Below are 18,673 nucleotides of genomic sequence, written 5' to 3' on the forward strand. Positions count from 1 at the left end.
TTTCACCCCTCTGCTTTTAACTCTAAAATTAAATCACGTAATTCTGCAGCACGTTCAAAGTTTAATGCTTTTGCTGCTTCTTTCATTTCTATTTCCATTCCTTCTATTACTTTTTCACGTTCTTTTTTCGTTAATTTCGCTAATTTATTTGAAATCGGTGCATCATATTCTTCAGTTGATTCAGCAGCCATTGTTGCACGAATAACATCACGAATTTCTTTTTGGATTGTTTTTGGAGTAACTCCATGCTTTCTATTGTACTCTTCTTGAATTTCACGACGACGCTGTGTTTCATTCATCGCAATTTCCATCGATTTTGTAATTTTATTCGCATACATAATTACATGACCTTCAGAGTTACGTGCTGCACGACCGATTGTTTGAATGAGTGAACGCTCAGAACGTAAAAAACCTTCTTTATCTGCATCAAGAATTGCGACTAGCGAGACCTCGGGAATATCTAAACCCTCTCTTAAAAGGTTGATTCCAATAAGCACATCATATTTACCTAATCGAAGCTCACGAATAATTTCAATTCTCTCTAACGTTTTAATTTCTGAATGAAGATAATTTACCTTTATCCCAAGCTCCTTTAAATAGCTGCTTAGATCTTCAGACATTTTCTTCGTTAGAGTTGTAATTAACACACGTTGATTTTTCTCAACTCGATCATGAATTTCACCGATTAAATCATCAATTTGACCTTCAATCGGACGAACATCAATTGTTGGATCAAGTAATCCAGTTGGTCGGATAATTTGCTCGATCATCTCAGGTGAATGATCCATCTCATATGGACCTGGTGTCGCAGAAACATAAAGAATATTATGTAAATGCTTTTCAAATTCCTCGAACCGAAGTGGGCGGTTATCCATCGCTGATGGCAAACGAAAGCCATGATCTACTAAAACCTGTTTTCGTGCTTGGTCACCATTAAACATCCCTCTAATTTGTGGAAGGGTAACATGTGATTCGTCAACCACAATTAGAAAATCATCAGGAAAGAAATCGATCAGCGTATATGGCGTTGATCCTGATGGTCGCAATGTTAAATGACGGGAATAGTTCTCGATTCCAGAGCAAAAGCCCATCTCTCTCATCATTTCTAGATCATATCTTGTTCTTTGTTCAAGGCGCTGTGCTTCAAGAAGCTTCCCATTTTCTCGTAAAACCTCTAATCGCTCCTCAAGCTCTGCTTCAATATTCACAATTGCCTTTTCCATTTTTTCTTCTCGGGTAACGAAGTGAGATGCTGGGAAAATCGCAACATGCTCGCGTTCTCCTAAAATTTCACCTGTTAACGCATCAACTTCACGGATTCGATCAATTTCATCACCAAAAAATTCAACTCGAATACATTGTTCATCACGTGATACTGGGAAAATCTCTACAACATCACCACGTACTCGAAATGTTCCTCTACGAAAATCAATATCGTTTCGTTCATATTGAACATCAACCAGCTTTCGTAATAGTTGGTTTCTCTCAATTTCCATACCTGTTCTTAATGAAACAACAAGCTCTTTATATTCTTCTGGAGAACCAAGACCATAAATACAAGAAACACTAGCAATGATAATAACATCTTTACGTTCAAATAGTGATGAAGTAGCTGAGTGACGAAGTTTATCGATTTCATCATTTATACTTGAATCTTTTTCAATAAATGTATCTGTTTGTGGAACATATGCCTCTGGCTGATAATAATCATAGTAGCTAACAAAATACTCAACAGCATTGTTAGGGAAGAAATCCTTGAACTCGCTATAAAGCTGCCCTGCTAATGTTTTATTATGAGCAATAACGAGTGTAGGTTTATTAACCTCTTTAATTACATTTGATACAGTAAAGGTTTTACCTGTTCCTGTTGCTCCTAGTAATGTTTGATGTTTTTTCCCCTGCTGTATTCCTTCAACTAACGAAGTAATCGCCTTAGGCTGATCACCTTCTGGTTTGTATTTTGAGACTAATTCAAATTGCTCGCTCACGCATAAGCCTCCATTCGTTTCAATAAGGTTATTTTCGGACACATTGTTCGATTTAGCAACTCTAAGTAAACTGCATTGTATACCATCTAGTGGCATCTTTTCTGGTTTGATTAGTCACTTTAATTCTATAAAAAAGTGTTTCCACGGCATAACTAGGTCAAATGGAAGCAATCTTTAAGAAAAGAGCCTTAATTATCTACATATTACCATAATTTTATATTAAATGACTAAAAATACGAACTAAAGTTCGCATTGTTTTTTTGAATGTGAATTTCTTGCCAGGTTAATTATAATTTTTAGATAGTAACGAGTCCGTTTCATTTCGCTCCAGAAACTTGCTTTCCGCGGGCAAAAAATGTAGTTCATTGTTTCATAGGGATCCTCCTCATATGCTGCGTGCCTGAGGGTTCTCCCTTTGAACACACCTCTCTAAAAAATATTCAGCTTAACATGGCTTTTATAAAATTTATTGCTGCAAATATTCTAAAAAAACTTATATTCTAAAACATTCTCTAAATAGTTAGATCATTTAGTGTGATTGTATTTCTTCTTTAATACCCATAAGAAATATAGTTTCAAAAAAACCTTTATCCTTAGTTTAGTAAATTCAAAAAAGAGCTATTTCTAGTAGCTCTTTTAAGTATTCCTTTTTATGTAGCTTGTCAAACCTATTTCTTCTTGATAAGATCTGCCTTCATTTTACGGGCGTAAAAAAAGCCAACTGATAGTGAGATAAAATCTAAAACCATAATAAGCCATGTATCTGCATATCCTCTTGAATAAGATGCTAGTAAAAGAGCTGCTGTTAATGCCGTTCCAACATAATGGTTATAGCTAACACGTGTGAAAAGTAACACAAGTAAAAAAGGTAAAGTTAAAGCTAAGATTGCTTTTAAAACCATTAGAAATCTCCTATTCAAATAAAATCAATTATAATAATTAAGATTTAGATAAAGAAAGATTGTAGAAATAAACAGAATCCTCTTTTTCATAACCTACACTTTCATAAAGAGCTTGTGCTTTGTTATTATCTTTTGTTGTTTCTAATAAAATTCCTGCAGCTTTCGTTTCTTCTGCAAGCTTTTTTGCTGCATTCATAAGTGCTTTCCCCACCCCATGACGGCGATAGTCTGCTGAAACAAACAAATCATTTAACAGCCATTTACGATTCATACCAACTGATGTGAAAATCGGGTATAATTGCACAAATCCCATTGGTATTTCTCCATCCAATGCTAGAAAAATTACTGATTCCTTCATAGTCATTCGTTCTTTAATAAAAGATGTTGCTCCTTCCATATTTGAAGGCTGATCATAAAAAATTCTATAATCATTAAATAGCGTTGCAACCTGATTCAGATCTGTTAATTCTGCTTTAATAATGTTCAACATAATCCCCACGCTTTTTAGCTTTATCATAACATGTGCATTGAAAAAGAGGCTAATTCGAAATGAATTAACCTCTTGAGACAGGCTTTTTTCTGAAAGATTGCTGCTAATTGACCTAATAACAAGTTTAAAACAGTGTTTTATCTTATAAAAGGTATTATTTAGAGAAGATGCCACTAGATTTTATACAGTGATATATCCTTCAATTTACTCCAAGCAACAAATTTTACACATATAGCCTAAGATCATTATTTTTGTGATGTTGTACCTTGATAGTCATTTTCTTCTAATAAATCAACAAGCTCAATTTCCTTTTGATTTTCAAGGAAGTATCGTAACGTAAACTCGTTCTCAAATAACACGGCATACGCACCAAAACGGTCACGAACTAGCATACTTCTTGAATCAAAGAAGCGTTTTTCAAACTTCTCGCTTTTAATCCAACGTGGGATTCGTTCTCCTAAAGCAGTGAACTCAATGTCTACATTATATTCTGCCTTCATACGGTATTCAAAAACCTCAAATTGTAGCTGCCCAACTGCACCTAAAATGATCGAATCATTCAGTTCTTGGCGATAAAGCTGAATCGCACCTTCTTGCACAAGCTGTTCAATGCCTTTTCTAAACTGCTTGGCTTTCATTACGTTTTTCGCTTGAACTCGTTTAAATAACTCTGGTGGGAATTGAGGTAATTCTTCATATTGATAAGACTCTTTTCCACCAATTAATGTGTCTCCAATTTGATAAATATTTGGATCATAAATCCCAATAATATCGCCTGGATATGCTTCATCTACTGTATCACGATCTTTCGCCATAAAAGCTTGAGTTTGATTCAGCTTGATTGTTTTATTTGTTCTGCTCAAATTTACACTCATACCACGCTCGAATTTTCCAGAGCATACACGGAAAAAGGCAATACGATCACGGTGGGCTGGATTCATATTCGCTTGAATCTTGAAAATATAACCAGAAAATTGATCTTTTTCAGGCTCAATTAAGCCTTGATCTGTTTTTCGTGGCTGTGGCTGTGCAGCAAATTGCAAAAATGTATCAAAAAACGTTTGAACACCAAAGTTTGCTAAAGCACTACCAAAGAATACTGGTGTAAGCTCTCCTTTTTCAACTCGTTCAGTAGTAAATTCATTACCAGCTTCTTCAAGTAGCTCAAGCTCACCTAGCGTATCCTGATAAATAACACTTTCCTCAATATCAGTGCCTGCAATTTCATCTAAAGGAATAATTTCTTCCTCTTCATCACCTTTAAAACGGACAAATTTATTATTGAATCGATCATGAATACCTAAGAAGCGTTTACCACTTCCAACAGGCCAGTTCATTGGATATGACTCAATTCCAAGCACCTCTTCAATTTCAGAAAGAAGCTCTAATGGATCTCTACCTTCACGATCAAGCTTGTTGATAAATGTAAAGATTGGAATACCTCTCATTCTACACACTTTAAACAGTTTAATTGTTTGTGGCTCTACACCTTTTGTAGAATCTATAATCATCACAACACTATCAACAGCAGTTAATGTTCGATACGTGTCTTCACTAAAATCTTCATGTCCTGGTGTATCCAAAATGTTTACATGAAAATCATGATACGGAAAGCTCATAACACTTGATGTAACAGAGATTCCACGTTTTTTCTCTATCTCCATCCAGTCAGATGCTGCATACTTTCCTGTTTTTTTTCCTTTTACTGTTCCTGTTGAACGAATAATTTGTCCAAAGAAAAGTAATTTTTCGGTTAAAGTCGTTTTCCCTGCATCCGGATGCGAGATAATAGCAAACGTACGTCTTTTATTTATTTCATTTTGTAAGCTCATTAGCAATAACCTCTTTTATATAAATTCGTGTTTCAAATATACTACAAAGCAAGAGAAAGAACAATTTGTTATGAAAATCCATTTACATATATATATGTGTTTGCATAGAAATACCCTCAATTTTTTAAAATAAATTACACATAAAAGCTGACATCAATAAATGTCAGCTTTTATGTGTAATTTTGCAACTGAGTTTCTATGTAACATAGTGTAGGTTGATTTCCGTTACAGGAATCTTGAAACATAGATTTCAATACTGTTGCTAGCATTTCGCAGGGTAGGTGGTGAGTCTTGCACCTTCCACTGAAATCAACCTAATTAGTTACTGCTTCTATAAAACATTATATGGTTGTGGAAATTTTGTAGAAACAAGCCTTTTCTAAAGAGAATATAGCTTTTTAATAAATACTAACCATGATGTAATTAATTTTTAACGATTTCTTCCTAATTTCCTTTTATACTGATTTCTTCTGTCATCTACATCTACTAAATCCCACGCATTTTTATACTCATATTTCTTACTCCATACATGGATTAGCATTTTCATTCCAGTGATAAAGCTTAATAATAGAAGTGACACAATTAAAAATAAAAGATCATTCATTTGTAATCTCCCCCAATTCTCCTTGTCCATATTTATATGTAGACATGAGAAAAATCATTCAGGGAAATGTGTAAATAGCGTTATTATTTTATAGTATGCTAGAAATATATTTCTCACATGAAAAATTGGAGAAAATAATAGACTATTCCTGCTAGAATGGCTGATGCTGGTAAGGTAATCACCCAGGTAATCACCATCATTTGCGCTGTTCCCCAGTTAACTCCTTTTCTACGATGTGAAGCTCCTACACCTAAAATCGCAGAGGAAATAACATGTGTTGTACTTACTGGTAAATGAAAGATGGTTGCACCTAATATTATTGCAGCTGAAGACATATCTGCTGCAACACCATTTACTGGTCGAATCTTCATAATTTTATTTCCTACTGTTTTAATAATTCGCCAACCTCCAATTGAAGTTCCGAGGCCCATGGCAAGCGCACATGAAAATTGCACCCAAAAAGGAATTTCTGTTGAGTCATGATAATTGTTGGCGATTAACGCAAGAGTGATGATTCCCATTGCTTTTTGGGCATCATTCGTTCCATGAGTATATGCTTGAAATGCAGCAGTTAACACTTGATATCTTCTGAATCGGTTATTTGACTTTGTAAGAGAATGATTTCGAAAAATCACTTTAAACAAACTATAAACAAAAAAACCTACAACAAAAGCTAATATGGGTGATAATAATAACGCTTGAACAATCTTACTAAAGCCAGAATAATTAATGCCAATAAAACCTGAGGAAGCAATGGCTGCACCAACGATTGACCCAATAATCGCATGTGATGAACTACTTGGAATTCCGTAATACCAGGTTAACAGATCCCAGAAAATTGCCGAAATTAGAGCTGATAAAATGACTACCGATCCATTTTCCAGTGTAAACGGATCCACAATATCACTTGTTATTGTCTTCGCAACACCCGTGAATGTTAGTGCTCCAATGAAATTCATCACTGCAGCGAGTAAAACCGCCTGCCTTGGTTTTAATGCCTTTGTTGATACACTTGTTGCAATCGCATTAGCTGTATCATGAAAGCCATTGATAAAATCAAATGTTAATGCGCCGATGACAATTAAGGCTGTGATCAGTAATGTTTCTTCCATACTACCTTCTACCTCTACGCATTTTTCATCACAATACTATCTAATGTATTTGATACCTTACGACAATCATCCACAATGCCTTCTAATGATTCGTAAATATCCTTGTGTTGAATAATTTTAATAGGATCCTTCACTACGGCAAATAAATTTTTCACCGCTAATCGCAATAAATTGTCACTGTTCGATTCAAGTTCTTTTATTTTTAAAGAATACGGTGAAATCTCCTGTAATTTCTTTTGTGACAAACATTCAATTGCATGTGAAATTTCTATTGAACATTGATGGATAATGTCAATGAACTTTTTCATATGATCTGTTAAGTTTGTAACAGAGTACATTTCAAGTAAAGCAGCAATATGCTCGATACCATCTAAAATATCATCTAAATCAACAGCCAATTGTAAAATATCTTCCCGATCAATAGGGGTGATGAATGTTGAATTCAGTTCTTTTGTAATGATATGTATGAATGAATCTCCTGTTGTTTCATACTCTTTAACTGTTTCTAAAAATAACTGTAATTCATGGTGGTTCGTTATTTTTTGTTGTAAACAATATTTGGTTGTTTGCTGTAAATTGTCTGTGATTTTTAATAACAGCTCTGAAAATTTATCTTTCTTACCCTTTGAAAATACCATAACATTTTCCTCCATCAACAACTTGTCCTGTAATTAGAGTACGTACAAAAAGAAATAAACATGACTACTATCATAATTTTTTTGAAAGTAGTGCCCCTTATCACCCTATATTTTCGAGCAAAACGCTGCTGATGAAAAGTCGAGTAAGATTAATAGAATTGTAGCTTATCTTATTGGATTTCGCTATGAAATTATTAAGGAGATTTTATGTTGTAGTTGGGATATTTTTTTTAGAGGGTTTTAGAACAATTGGAAACTTTGTGAAGAGATACAAAATTGTAGTTTAAAGTAGAAACTAGTTCGTTTCATTGCGCTGCAGACACTCGCTTTCCACGGGGAGGAAGCTGAGCCTCCTCGCTACGCTTGCGGGGTCTCAGCCTTTCCTCTATTCCCGTAGGAGTCGAGTGTCTTCCGCTCCATTTCACTAAGTTTATCTTGATGATGGATATCAATAATCCATATAGACCATTAGAATTATATATTACTTCTTATCGATTTCTAATTAAAACATTTGGTATAGGTTTTCTCTGAATCTCTTAAGGAGTAATTTATAATCTATATACTAAAATCCCTGTAATGTTTGGCCTGTTTTCAACTGAGTGCTTTATGTTCAACTAATTGTATTATGGCTCAAAATAATATTAAAAATAGTCCAAAACATTGTAAAATCAACAAGACTAAAAGCGTGAATTCGTTTTTAATTCACGCCCAAGATATCTTATTTGATTTTTTTTATATCTAATCTGATCTTATAAGACTGTTTTCACAAGCTTTGCAAATTTCCACAGTTTAAATGTTCATAATAGCGAAAGAAATCACTTTCCAAAATCACAATTGAACTTGGAGCGCTTGCTCTACCTGCGAATGGCGAATATTCGCTTGTGCTGCTGCTAGTCTAGCTAGTGGGACTCGGTATGGTGAGCAGCTGACATAATCTAATCCTACTTCATGGCAAAATTGAATGGATTTCTTTTCTCCGCCATGTTCTCCACAAATGCCGGTTTTTAAGTTTGGTTTTGTTTGTCTTCCAAGCTTTACACCTGTTTCAACGAGCTTTCCGACACCTTCGACATCAAGGGACGAAAACGGGTTTTCTTGGAGAATTTTTTGGTCAATATAAGCTTGAAGGAATTTGCCTTCTGCATCATCACGACTGTATCCAAATGTTGTTTGTGTTAAGTCATTTGTACCAAAAGAGAAAAAGTCTGCTACTTCAGCAATAGAATCTGCGGTTAAAGCTGCCCTTGGAACTTCAATCATTGTTCCGATTAAATAAGAGAATGTCTGTCCTGTTTCCTCTGATACTCCCATTTCCGCACTTTGAACTAGATTTCTTATTTCTTTTAACTCATTAACATGACCAACTAATGGAATCATAATTTCAGGTTTAACATTGATCCCTTTTTGTGTCACTTTTGTAATTGCATAAAAAATCGCTTTTGCTTGCATCACATATATTTCAGGAAAAATTAATCCAAGTCTACAGCCTCTGTGTCCGAGCATTGGGTTAAATTCGTGCAATTGACGTACCTTTCGTAGCAGCCTTTCTTTTTCATGAAGCTCTGTAGAAGGTTTGTTGAGCATCCTTAGCTTTGTTACTTCTACAAGTAATTCATCTTTATCAGGTAAAAATTCATGTAAAGGAGGATCTAGCAACCGAATCGTAACAGGATTTCCATTCATCACTTCAAAGATTCCCTCAAAATCCTCCTGCTGCATTGGAAGCAGCTTTTCAAGTGCCTCATTTCGTTCTTCATTATTTTCAGCTAAAATCATTTCCTGAACGATTGGTATTCGCTTGGGATCCATAAACATATGCTCTGTTCGACAAAGCCCGATTCCACCTGCGCCAAATTCAAGTGCTTTTTTAGCATCTTCTGGATTGTCTGCATTGGCCCTAACTCCTAGCTTTCTTTCCTCATCAGCCCAGGTTAATAACAATTGAAATTCATCTGATAGCTGAGGCTCAATCATCTTAATTTCACCTAAGAATAATTCACCAGTAGAGCCATCAACCGTAATAATGTCTCCTTCATTTATGACAGTATCACCTACTGAAAATTGCTTTTTCTTTAAATCAATGGACAAACCTTCACATCCACAAATACACGCCTTGCCCATCCCTCTTGCCACAACTGCCGCATGACTAGTCATCCCTCCACGACTAGTAACGGTAGCTTGTGAGGCAATCATTCCATGAATATCATCTGGCGTTGTTTCAGGTCGAACGAGAATGACCTTTTTATGATTTTGTGATAAACGTTCTGCATCATCTGCAGTAAAAACAACTTGACCTGTTGCTGCTCCAGGTGAAGCTGGTAGCCCTTTTGCAAGTGTTGTTTTGTCAGAAGAGTCATCTATTTGTCTATGAAGCAATTGATTTAATTGATCTGGATCAACTCGTAAAATAGCTTCCTGCTTAGAAATGATGTTTTCTTTCACCATTTCAACTGCAATTCGAATCGCTGCTTGTGCAGTTCTCTTGCCAGTTCTAGTTTGGAGAATAAAAAGTTGCCCACGTTCTACTGTAAATTCAATATCCTGCATATCTTTATAATGCTTTTCAAGTAACTCAGATGTATCGACGAATTGCTGATAAACAGTAGGCATTTCATCTTGTAAGGTAGCAATTGGTTGAGGAGTTCGAATGCCAGCAACAACATCTTCCCCTTGTGCATTTATTAAGTATTCTCCATAAAGCATCGCTTCACCAGTTGAAGGATTACGAGTAAAAGCTACACCAGTTCCAGAATCATTGCCCATATTACCAAATACCATGCTTTGAATATTAACTGCTGTTCCCAAGTCACCAGGAATATTCTGAAGACGGCGGTACACAACAGCTCGTTGATTATTCCAAGAATCAAACACAGCATTTACCGCAAGAAATAACTGCTCCTTAGGATCTTGAGGAAACATTTTTTTCGAGTGCTTTTTCACAATGATCTTGTATTTCTCAATCACTTCTTTCCAATCAGCTGCAGACATCTCAGGATCTGATTTATATCCTTTTTCTTCTCTGGTATCTTCTACACACTGTTCAAAATAAAAAGCATCTACCTTCAGTACAACATCACTAAACATCTGAATAAATCTTCTATAGCAATCAAATGCAAAACGAGGATTATTTGTTAGCTCAGCTAATCCTTGGGCTGTTTCATCATTCATTCCTAGATTCAAAACGGTATCCATCATGCCTGGCATAGAATGTACTGCACCAGATCTTACAGAAACCAACAATGGATTTGCTGAATCACCAAGTTTTTTTCCTGTTTCTTTTTCAAGCTTTTTAAGAGCTTCTAAGATTTGAAACTCTATTTCTACTGAAATCGATTGACCCAGTTCATAATAAGAAAGGCATGCCTTTGTAGATACAGTAAAGCCAGCTGGAACAGGAAGACCTATTTTAGTCATTTCAGCCAGGTTGGCTCCTTTGCCTCCTAAAAGCTCCTTTTGATTACTGTTTCCTTCATTAAACATATAAACAAATTTACTCATAAAATCATACCCCTCTCTTTTTGAACATTGCTAATATCACATCAGCTGTTTCTTCAACAGCTTTATTTGAAACATTAATAACAGGACAGCCTATGCGCTTCATAATTTTCTCAGCATAATCCAATTCTTCAAGAATACGACCTAAATTTGCATAATTAGCTTGTGCTGTTAACCCTAAATTTTTTAGTCGTTCGATGCGGATTTCATTCAATTTATTAGGTGTAATAACTAAACCAACACATTTGCTTTTGGGTATGGTAAATAGCTCTTCAGGTGGTGCGATTTCTGGCACTAATGGAACATTAGCAACCTTAAATCTCTTATTTGCTAAATACATTGAAAGCGGTGTCTTTGATGTTCGTGAAACACCGATTAATACTATGTCTGCAGATTTAATTCCCCGTACATCTTGACCATCATCATATTTAACTGCAAATTCAATCGCTTCAACTCTTCTAAAATAGTTTTCATCCAATCTTCTCATCAAGCCTGGTTCACTTTTTGGTTCACTATTAAACTTTGTACTAAAAGCGTGCATGAGCGGATTCATTAAATCCACAGCGAAAATTCCTTCTTCTTTAGCTTTTTCATCAAGAAATTGCTTTAAAAGTGGAACAACAATCGTATATGCGATAATCGCATCATTCTTTTTCGCTTGAGCAAGTATTAGTTCCAGATCTTCAATATCCTGTACATATGAAAAATGCTGAATCTCAACTACTCCGCCATTAAACTGGCTTGCTACAGCTTTTACTAATAACTCAGCTGTTTCTCCAACTGAATCAGAAACAACATAAACGATTTTTGACATATCAAACCTCCCCACGCTTTTTATTAAGTTATACAATATTTATAATGTGTTATACTAATTAGTTGTTTTTTATATTAACATCATTGAGTAATTGCTGCAATACCTTTTTTGTCATGTTTTTTTATTGATACTGTGAAGCTTAATTATTCGTTTTTTGCACTTGTGGATGATAGTAAACGAAGTGTGTGGGATATTGGGGTCAAAGGGTATCACATTTATGGTAGTTACGAGAGATTTTTTCATCTAGTTTGTTTTCAAAAAAAAGACCTGACAAATGTCAGGCCTTCACTCTTTATTCTTCTTCAACTAATGATTTATTTTTTCTAAATTTACTAAGCATTTCATATACGATTGGTACAATGACAAGTGTTAACAATGTTGAACTTGTTAGACCACCGATTACTGTTACACCTAGACCTTTAGAAATCATTCCGCTTCCTTCAAGACCTAGAGCTAATGGAATTAACGCTCCAATTGTTGCAATAGCTGTCATAAGGATCGGACGTAGTCTAGTTGTACCCGCTTCTAGAAGTGCTTCACGTGTACTTAAGCCTTCTTTTTCTTTATGAATAACGCGGTCAATTAATACTATCGCATTTGTTACAACAATACCGATTAACATTAACGCACCAATCATTGCATTCACACTCAATGTTTCACCTGCAATCAATAATCCTACAAGTGCTCCAATAATTGTAAATGGTAGTGAGAATAGAATCGCAAGTGGTGCTAAACCTCCACCAAATGTTACAACAAGGATAAGGTATACAATTGCAATCGCTGCAAGCATCGCTAATCCTAATTGAGTAAATGATTCTTGGATATCTTCCGTTACTCCACCCATATTTACTTCAATCGATGAAGGAATGTCTAAATCACTAACCTTTGTTTGAACATCAGATGAAACTTTAGCAACATCATCGGTTTTAATTTCTCCTGAAACTTGAACGTAAATTTTACCATCACGTCTTGTTACCGTATTAGATGTTTCGCCTTCTTTCACTTCGACAACATCACCAATTTTTACTGTTTGACCTAAAGGTGAAGTAATTGTTTTTTCTGTTAAATCATCAACAGATTCGTATTCTTCTTCTTCAACTTGAAGATATACATTTACTTCTTCTCCGTCTTTTTCAATCTTAGTTAAAACAGGACGCTCTCTTGTCGGACTTAGCTCCATCCCGATTTGTGCTGCTGATAAACCAAGCTTACTTAATTCCTCTTGATTTGCAACAAATGTGTACTCTTCATATGTTTCAGACATACTTGTTTCAACATTTTTAAGATTATCATTATCTTTCATAATGTCTTCAATGTCATTAACTACAGGTGTAATGTCTTCAATGCTATTACCATAAACAAACATTGTGATTGCATTGCTTGCTCCTGCAGATGCAAAATCCTGTGAAGCCCATTCTCCACCACCAGATGCTTCTTCTGTTAAATCTTCAATAACCTTTTCTTTTTCTTCAGTAAAGTTTGGTGTATCATCTTCATACTCTACAAAGAATAAAGCACTATTTGTATCACCAGGATTCATTGGATTTTCACTTCCTAATGAAAACTGAACTGTTTTCACATGTTCACGATCTAGGAAGAATTTCTCTGCAACTTCTGTCATTTCTTCTGCTTGTTCTCTTGTTTCACCAGGCTCTGGTTTGTAGGTAACCATCATCATTTTTTCTTCTTCAGATGATAAGAAACTAACACCAATAACCGGCACTAAGAATAAGCTTCCAACTAGCATTAAGACCGCAATAGCTGATGTAATAATCTTATGATTTAATGTCCATTCTAAAATCTTTCGATAAGACCCTGCAAGCTTTCCAGGTTTATCATCATGTTGTTTCAGCTGTTTGCCTTCACCATATAAATTTTTCTTAAACAAGCTATGTGCCATCATTGGTACAATTGTTACGGCAACTAATAATGACGCTAATAGCGCAAATACCATTGTTAAAGCAAATGGTAAGAATAACTCACCAATCATTCCTTTTACTAAAGCTAACGGAAGGAATACCGCAATTGTTACGATTGTTGACGACATAATCGGTATAAACATTTCCTTCGTTGCTTCACGAACAAGTGCTTTACCTTTTAATACTTCACCTTTTAGAGACATTCTTCGATAGATATTTTCAATAACAACGATCGAGTCATCAACAACACGGCCGATAGCAACTGTCATTGCCCCTAATGTCATCATATTAAGCGTGATATCCATTTGATTTAAAAGAACAATCGCGATTAATAGTGATAACGGAATTGAGATGATTGAAATTAACGTTGATTTAATATCTCTTAAAAATAAGAGAATGATCACAACTGCGAAAAGAGCTCCAAATAACGCTTTACTTAGCATTGTATGAACAGATTCTTCGATCGGCGTTGCTTGATCTAGTGTATACACAATGTCTAAGCCTGACATCTCTTCTTCAAAATCAGCTAACTCTGCAGCTACTTCCTTTGCCACATCAACTGTGTTTGCATCAGCAGATTTCACAATTTGAATTCCTATTGCTTCTTTACCATTCGTTCTTGAAATAGATTCTGCTTTACCAACTAGTTCAATGGTAGCAATTTCTGATAACTTAACAGTTGGTAACTCAATTGATTGAGCTGCTTGTGCTTGATCAGCTGCTTCTGCCCCAGCTTGTGACTGACCAGTCATACCAGCTTGCTGCTCACTTGGCATCATTCCTTGCTGTGCTGCACCAGCTGAAGGTATAACAGGTATTTCTAAGTTTTGCAAATCTTCTAAATTTGTAATATTCCCATCAACAACAACAGATTTCTCCGTATCATCTAATGTGTATAAACCTAGAGGAAAACTTACATCTGCGCCTTTAATGATATTTTGAACAGTTTCTTCATCAAGACCATATTCCTTCATTTTCTCTTCATTAAAAGAAAACTCTATTTCCTCAACTTGTTGACCAGATACTTGAACTGATGAAACTCCATCAACACCTTTTAATGCTGGAAGAATTTTATCCTCTACTTCTGTTGTAAGCTCTGCAAGTGATAAATCATCATTAGCAATACTTAATGCTAAGATCGGAAATGCATTTAAGCTAATTCTAGAAACAGAAGGATCATTAGCACCCTCTGGTAATTCAAGCTTTGCTAGAATACTAGTTAACTCATCTTCTGCTTCATCCATATCCTTTTCAAATCCATATTCTATTTGAATAGATGATGCATTTTGGAATGAATTTGAACTAACAACGCTCACTCCATTTAAATTTGATACTGTTTGTTCAATTGGTTCTGTTACGTTATCTGCTACCTCTTCAGGAGTTGCACCTGGATAGACGGTTGTAACAGAGATAATTGGGGTAGTAATATTAGGTATTGTTTCTAACTTCATATTTAACCCAGAATATAAACCAGCTACAGTTACAATAATCGTAAGCAGCCATACTGCAAACTTGTTTTTAAGCACGAAATTAATTAAGCTATTCATATTACCCTCCATTTTTTTCATTGACTACTAGGTCACAATATATAATAATATAAATGACTAGTCGGTCATTCGTCAATGAATATATCGTAAATACCATATTAACTTTTTGTAAATTGTGAACGAATGGTCATGAATTACAAAAAAGAGGTGACATCAAATAGATAAATGGTACTAAAATAGATAAGCTTTAAAAGGGCTCTTTTCTGAAGTATTGTTGCTAATAGACCTCATAATTTATTAGAAACAATGTTTTATCTTATAAAAGAAACGATTTTTAGAAGAAAAGATGCCACAAAACTATATATAGTGCTATTACTTTTAAATTTCTAAAAGCAGCAAAGATTACGTAAATATCCTTAAAAGGAGATTGTCATGAACGCTAAAGAAAAAATGATCATCGAAGCAGGTAGCAGATTATTTGCTAAAAAGGGCTACTCAACAACATCGATTCAAGAAATTGTTGATGCATGCGGAATGTCTAAGGGAGCATTTTATCTTCACTTTAAATCTAAAGATGCTTTACTACTTGCAGCCTTTAAGTATCAATTTAATATGATAAAATCAAAAATTGACTCCATCGATATAGAAGGTGTTGATCCTCGAGAAGCATTCATAAATCAGCTTACAATCCAATTCGAAGAAATCAATAGACACAAAGATTTTATTATTATGCAATTTAGAGAGCAAACAACACCAATTAATACAGAGGTAGAAGATTTCATTCGTAAAATGGGCTACGAAATTGGAAATCTCTATCATCAATCACTCACAAGACTATACGGTACCTCGATCAGTGCTTATATGTATGACTTAAACATAATCCTTCAAGGAATTATACAGTCATATCTAAAATTAATTATTTTCGAACAATCATCCATAGATGTAAGAAAGCTATCAATCTATATCATGAACCGAATGGACGACTTGGCCTCTGGCTACAAAGTATCAAAAGAAGAACCAATTATTACATTAGACTGGATCACAAAGCACTCAGAACCACTGATCACGTCTAATAAAGATGCATTACTTCAACAGCTAGCAAAAGCCATCCAAGAAACAGAAGACGAAAATTTAACCATCACACTTGAAGTAATCGAGGATGAACTAAAAAGAGACAAACCAAGACTCCCTGTTATCCAAGGAATGATCAACAACATACCCGAAAAATCTCAGCTACGACCATTACGAAATCAAATAAAAGACTATTTCGAACTATGAGGAAGTAACTAGCGGATATGAATTCGCTAGTTTTTTTGTATTGTAAAGTCAGTGTAATATTTATTGGTAGATGTTTTTTGACTAATCAAAGGGCTTTTTGTTTAGGCTCTTTTCTGAAAGATTGTTGCTTTTAGACCTCATTATCTGTTGCAACCAGTGTGTTATCGCATAAAAGGTGCAAATTTGTAGAAGAAAAGATGCCACTAGCCTTTATACAGAGTTGTTTCCATCATGATCCAAAAAACAATAAATTTTACGAAAACAGCTCTTAATTAAAAATGCACTTACGACTAACTAAATTTTTAAATATCTTAGTAAAAGTAGGCTGGATCTAATTTGTTCATGCACCGATTACGAGTATAACGTTCACTTTTTCACACCTCGAGCAAGCTGCAATCACTTTATCATTGATTTATATATATATCTTAGGATTGCGGCTGATTTGTCAGTAAGTCTTTTCTGGATTTATCAGCGATTTTCTGGATTTATCGGCGATTTTCCGGACTTATCAGCGATTTTCCGAATTTATCAGCGATTAGACTATTTTCGACAAAAACCGCCCCCTCTCCACCTCATTACAAAAAGAATACACCATAAAAAAAGCCCCCAAGTTATGGGAGCACACCAAATTCACTTTCTTAGCAATCATAAAATCGGAGACAGCAGGCGTGATACAGATTCTTTGAACCGAATTCTTCGTGTTCTTTGAAGATAAGCTTCTAGAGTTAAAACACGTGATAGTGCCACATCTTTCCGAAAAGCGTCAACAAGCTGCAAGGAAATCTTTCGGTCATAAATAAAAGCATTCACTTCGAAATTCAGCTTAAAGCTTCTAACATCAATATTGGCTGTCCCAACTGAGGAAATCTCATCATCTACCACAATTGTTTTTGCATGAATAAAGCCGTTCTCATATATGTAAACCTTTGCTCCAGAATTTAATAGTTCACCTACATATGACAGTGTGGCCCAATAGACAAAGGGATGATCTGGTTTATTTGGGATCATTAATTCAACCTTCACACCTGATAAGCAGGCAATTTTTAATGCATCTAAAAGACTTGCATCAGGAATAAAATAAGGTGTTTGGATATAAATTGATTTCTGCGCTGTTGAAATCATTTTTATGTAGCCATTTTTGATTTGCTCCCATTCAGAATCAGGACCACTAGTCACGATCTGTATACTACTTTCCCCTGTAACTACTGGACTTGGAAATAGCTCTGGTGAGTAAGCAATACATCTTTTTTCTGTTGCTTGATTCCAATCTAGGATAAATCGTGTTTGAATCGCATGTACAGCTGTTCCTTGAATACGTAAATGTGTGTCACGCCAATAGCCAAATGTAGGATTTAAGCTTAAATATTCATCACCCACATTGAAGCCACCAACATAACCAATGCTTCCATCAATGATCACAAGCTTGCGATGATTACGATAATTCATTCGCAAATTGATCCACCTTAATTTTGATGGAAAAAATACTTCAACTTCACCTTCTGCCGCTCGAAGCTTCCGGAAAAATGAGGGCCTTAAGCCCCGCGATCCGAGATCATCGTATAAAACTCTAACCTTCACTCCCTCCTCTGCTTTTGTTGTTAATGCAGAAAGAAGCCGCTTACCAAGCTGATCATTTTTTAAAATATAATATTGCAAATGAATATGATGTTTTGCTTCATTAATATCTTGAAGAAGCTGATCAAATTTCTCATTTCCATCTGTAAAAATATCAATAGAATTATCTTCTGTTAAAACAGCATCATTATTTGTTACATGCATATTAATAAGTTGTTTATGATGTATCGCTGTGTCGGCTTGAAGCTCAAACGTATTGTTTCTGATGTGCTCTAGCTGTGTTGCTAATAATTTCTCAATGCCAAGCCTTTTACGATCTTCCCATTGAAACATCCGATAGCGACTTAAATTTTGCCCAAATAATAAATACAATAAAAAGCCTAATACCGGGATAAAAAACAACACAAGCAGCCATGCCCATGAAGAAGGTGCATCTCTTCGTTCCCGAAAAATCACAATAACAGCAAATAAGATATTCAAAACAATGATTACACCAAGTAATACTGATACAATATTCATTATATATCTCCTCAATCGTT

Annotated in this window: 12 protein-coding genes; 1 reads left to right on the top strand and 11 read right to left on the bottom strand. The window is 35.1% G+C overall.

The annotated features are described in order from the left end of the window. Positions 1-2: 2 nt before the first annotated feature. The 10 genes from uvrB to JOC75_RS20675 all read right to left on the bottom strand — a co-directional run bounded on the left by uvrB (position 3) and on the right by JOC75_RS20675 (position 15,341). Positions 3-1,988 carry an excinuclease ABC subunit UvrB gene (gene uvrB, locus JOC75_RS20630; RefSeq protein WP_204955861.1) on the bottom strand — a complete coding sequence of 662 codons (1,986 nt, stop codon included), beginning with the start codon at positions 1,986-1,988 and terminating at the stop codon, positions 3-5. Between the two features lie 668 nt (positions 1,989-2,656). Further along, complete coding sequence (locus JOC75_RS20635) at positions 2,657-2,890, bottom strand: DUF2198 family protein (RefSeq protein ID WP_204955862.1); 234 nt, start codon at positions 2,888-2,890, stop codon at positions 2,657-2,659. 37 nt (positions 2,891-2,927) lie between these two features. After that, positions 2,928-3,377 carry a GNAT family N-acetyltransferase gene (locus JOC75_RS20640; protein ID WP_204955863.1) on the bottom strand — a complete coding sequence of 150 codons (450 nt, stop codon included), beginning with the start codon at positions 3,375-3,377 and terminating at the stop codon, positions 2,928-2,930. A gap of 248 nt (positions 3,378-3,625) precedes the next feature. Continuing rightward, a complete protein-coding gene (locus JOC75_RS20645; protein ID WP_204955864.1) occupies positions 3,626-5,212 on the bottom strand; it encodes a peptide chain release factor 3 in 1,587 nt (528 codons plus the stop codon). Between the two features lie 430 nt (positions 5,213-5,642). After that, on the bottom strand, positions 5,643-5,816 hold the full coding sequence (locus tag JOC75_RS20650; protein ID WP_204955865.1) for a hypothetical protein: 174 nt from the start codon (positions 5,814-5,816) through the stop codon (positions 5,643-5,645). Positions 5,817-5,929: 113 nt separating this feature from the next. Next, positions 5,930-6,928, bottom strand: coding sequence for an inorganic phosphate transporter (locus tag JOC75_RS20655; protein ID WP_204955866.1), 999 nt, complete (start codon positions 6,926-6,928; stop codon positions 5,930-5,932). Positions 6,929-6,942: 14 nt separating this feature from the next. Beyond that, complete coding sequence (locus tag JOC75_RS20660; RefSeq protein ID WP_204955867.1) at positions 6,943-7,566, bottom strand: DUF47 domain-containing protein; 624 nt, start codon at positions 7,564-7,566, stop codon at positions 6,943-6,945. 828 nt (positions 7,567-8,394) lie between these two features. Next, entirely contained in the window at positions 8,395-11,064 is a 2,670-nt protein-coding gene (gene ppdK / locus JOC75_RS20665; protein WP_204955868.1) for a pyruvate, phosphate dikinase, read from the bottom strand. Between the two features lie 4 nt (positions 11,065-11,068). Further along, positions 11,069-11,875, bottom strand: coding sequence for a pyruvate, water dikinase regulatory protein (locus tag JOC75_RS20670; protein WP_204955869.1), 807 nt, complete (start codon positions 11,873-11,875; stop codon positions 11,069-11,071). 292 nt (positions 11,876-12,167) lie between these two features. After that, the gene (locus JOC75_RS20675) at positions 12,168-15,341 is read right to left on the bottom strand and encodes an efflux RND transporter permease subunit (protein ID WP_204955870.1); all 3,174 of its coding nucleotides are present in this window, start codon (positions 15,339-15,341) and stop codon (positions 12,168-12,170) included. 372 nt (positions 15,342-15,713) lie between these two features. On the opposite strand from JOC75_RS20675, the gene JOC75_RS20680 reads away from it, so the two are divergent. Continuing rightward, a complete protein-coding gene (locus JOC75_RS20680; protein ID WP_204955871.1) occupies positions 15,714-16,559 on the top strand; it encodes a TetR/AcrR family transcriptional regulator in 846 nt (281 codons plus the stop codon). Between the two features lie 645 nt (positions 16,560-17,204). On the opposite strand, the gene cls is transcribed toward JOC75_RS20680, so the two are convergent. Beyond that, positions 17,205-18,653, bottom strand: coding sequence for a cardiolipin synthase (cls, locus tag JOC75_RS20685; RefSeq protein ID WP_204955872.1), 1,449 nt, complete (start codon positions 18,651-18,653; stop codon positions 17,205-17,207). Positions 18,654-18,673 lie beyond the last annotated feature (20 nt).

Source organism: Metabacillus crassostreae (assembly GCF_016908395.1).
Lineage (GTDB): Bacteria > Bacillota > Bacilli > Bacillales > Bacillaceae > Metabacillus > Metabacillus crassostreae.

Coding starts and splice junctions, on each gene's coding strand:
- JOC75_RS20635 (WP_204955862.1), bottom strand. CDS start 2,890: ATGGTTTTAAAAGCAATCTTAGCTTTAACTTTACCTTTTTTACTTGTG.
- JOC75_RS20645 (WP_204955864.1), bottom strand. CDS start 5,212: ATGAGCTTACAAAATGAAATAAATAAAAGACGTACGTTTGCTATTATC.
- JOC75_RS20650 (WP_204955865.1), bottom strand. CDS start 5,816: ATGAATGATCTTTTATTTTTAATTGTGTCACTTCTATTATTAAGCTTT.
- JOC75_RS20655 (WP_204955866.1), bottom strand. CDS start 6,928: ATGGAAGAAACATTACTGATCACAGCCTTAATTGTCATCGGCGCATTA.
- JOC75_RS20660 (WP_204955867.1), bottom strand. CDS start 7,566: ATGGTATTTTCAAAGGGTAAGAAAGATAAATTTTCAGAGCTGTTATTA.
- ppdK (WP_204955868.1), bottom strand. CDS start 11,064: ATGAGTAAATTTGTTTATATGTTTAATGAAGGAAACAGTAATCAAAAG.
- JOC75_RS20670 (WP_204955869.1), bottom strand. CDS start 11,875: ATGTCAAAAATCGTTTATGTTGTTTCTGATTCAGTTGGAGAAACAGCT.
- JOC75_RS20675 (WP_204955870.1), bottom strand. CDS start 15,341: ATGAATAGCTTAATTAATTTCGTGCTTAAAAACAAGTTTGCAGTATGG.
- JOC75_RS20680 (WP_204955871.1), top strand. CDS start 15,714: ATGAACGCTAAAGAAAAAATGATCATCGAAGCAGGTAGCAGATTATTT.
- cls (WP_204955872.1), bottom strand. CDS start 18,653: ATGAATATTGTATCAGTATTACTTGGTGTAATCATTGTTTTGAATATC.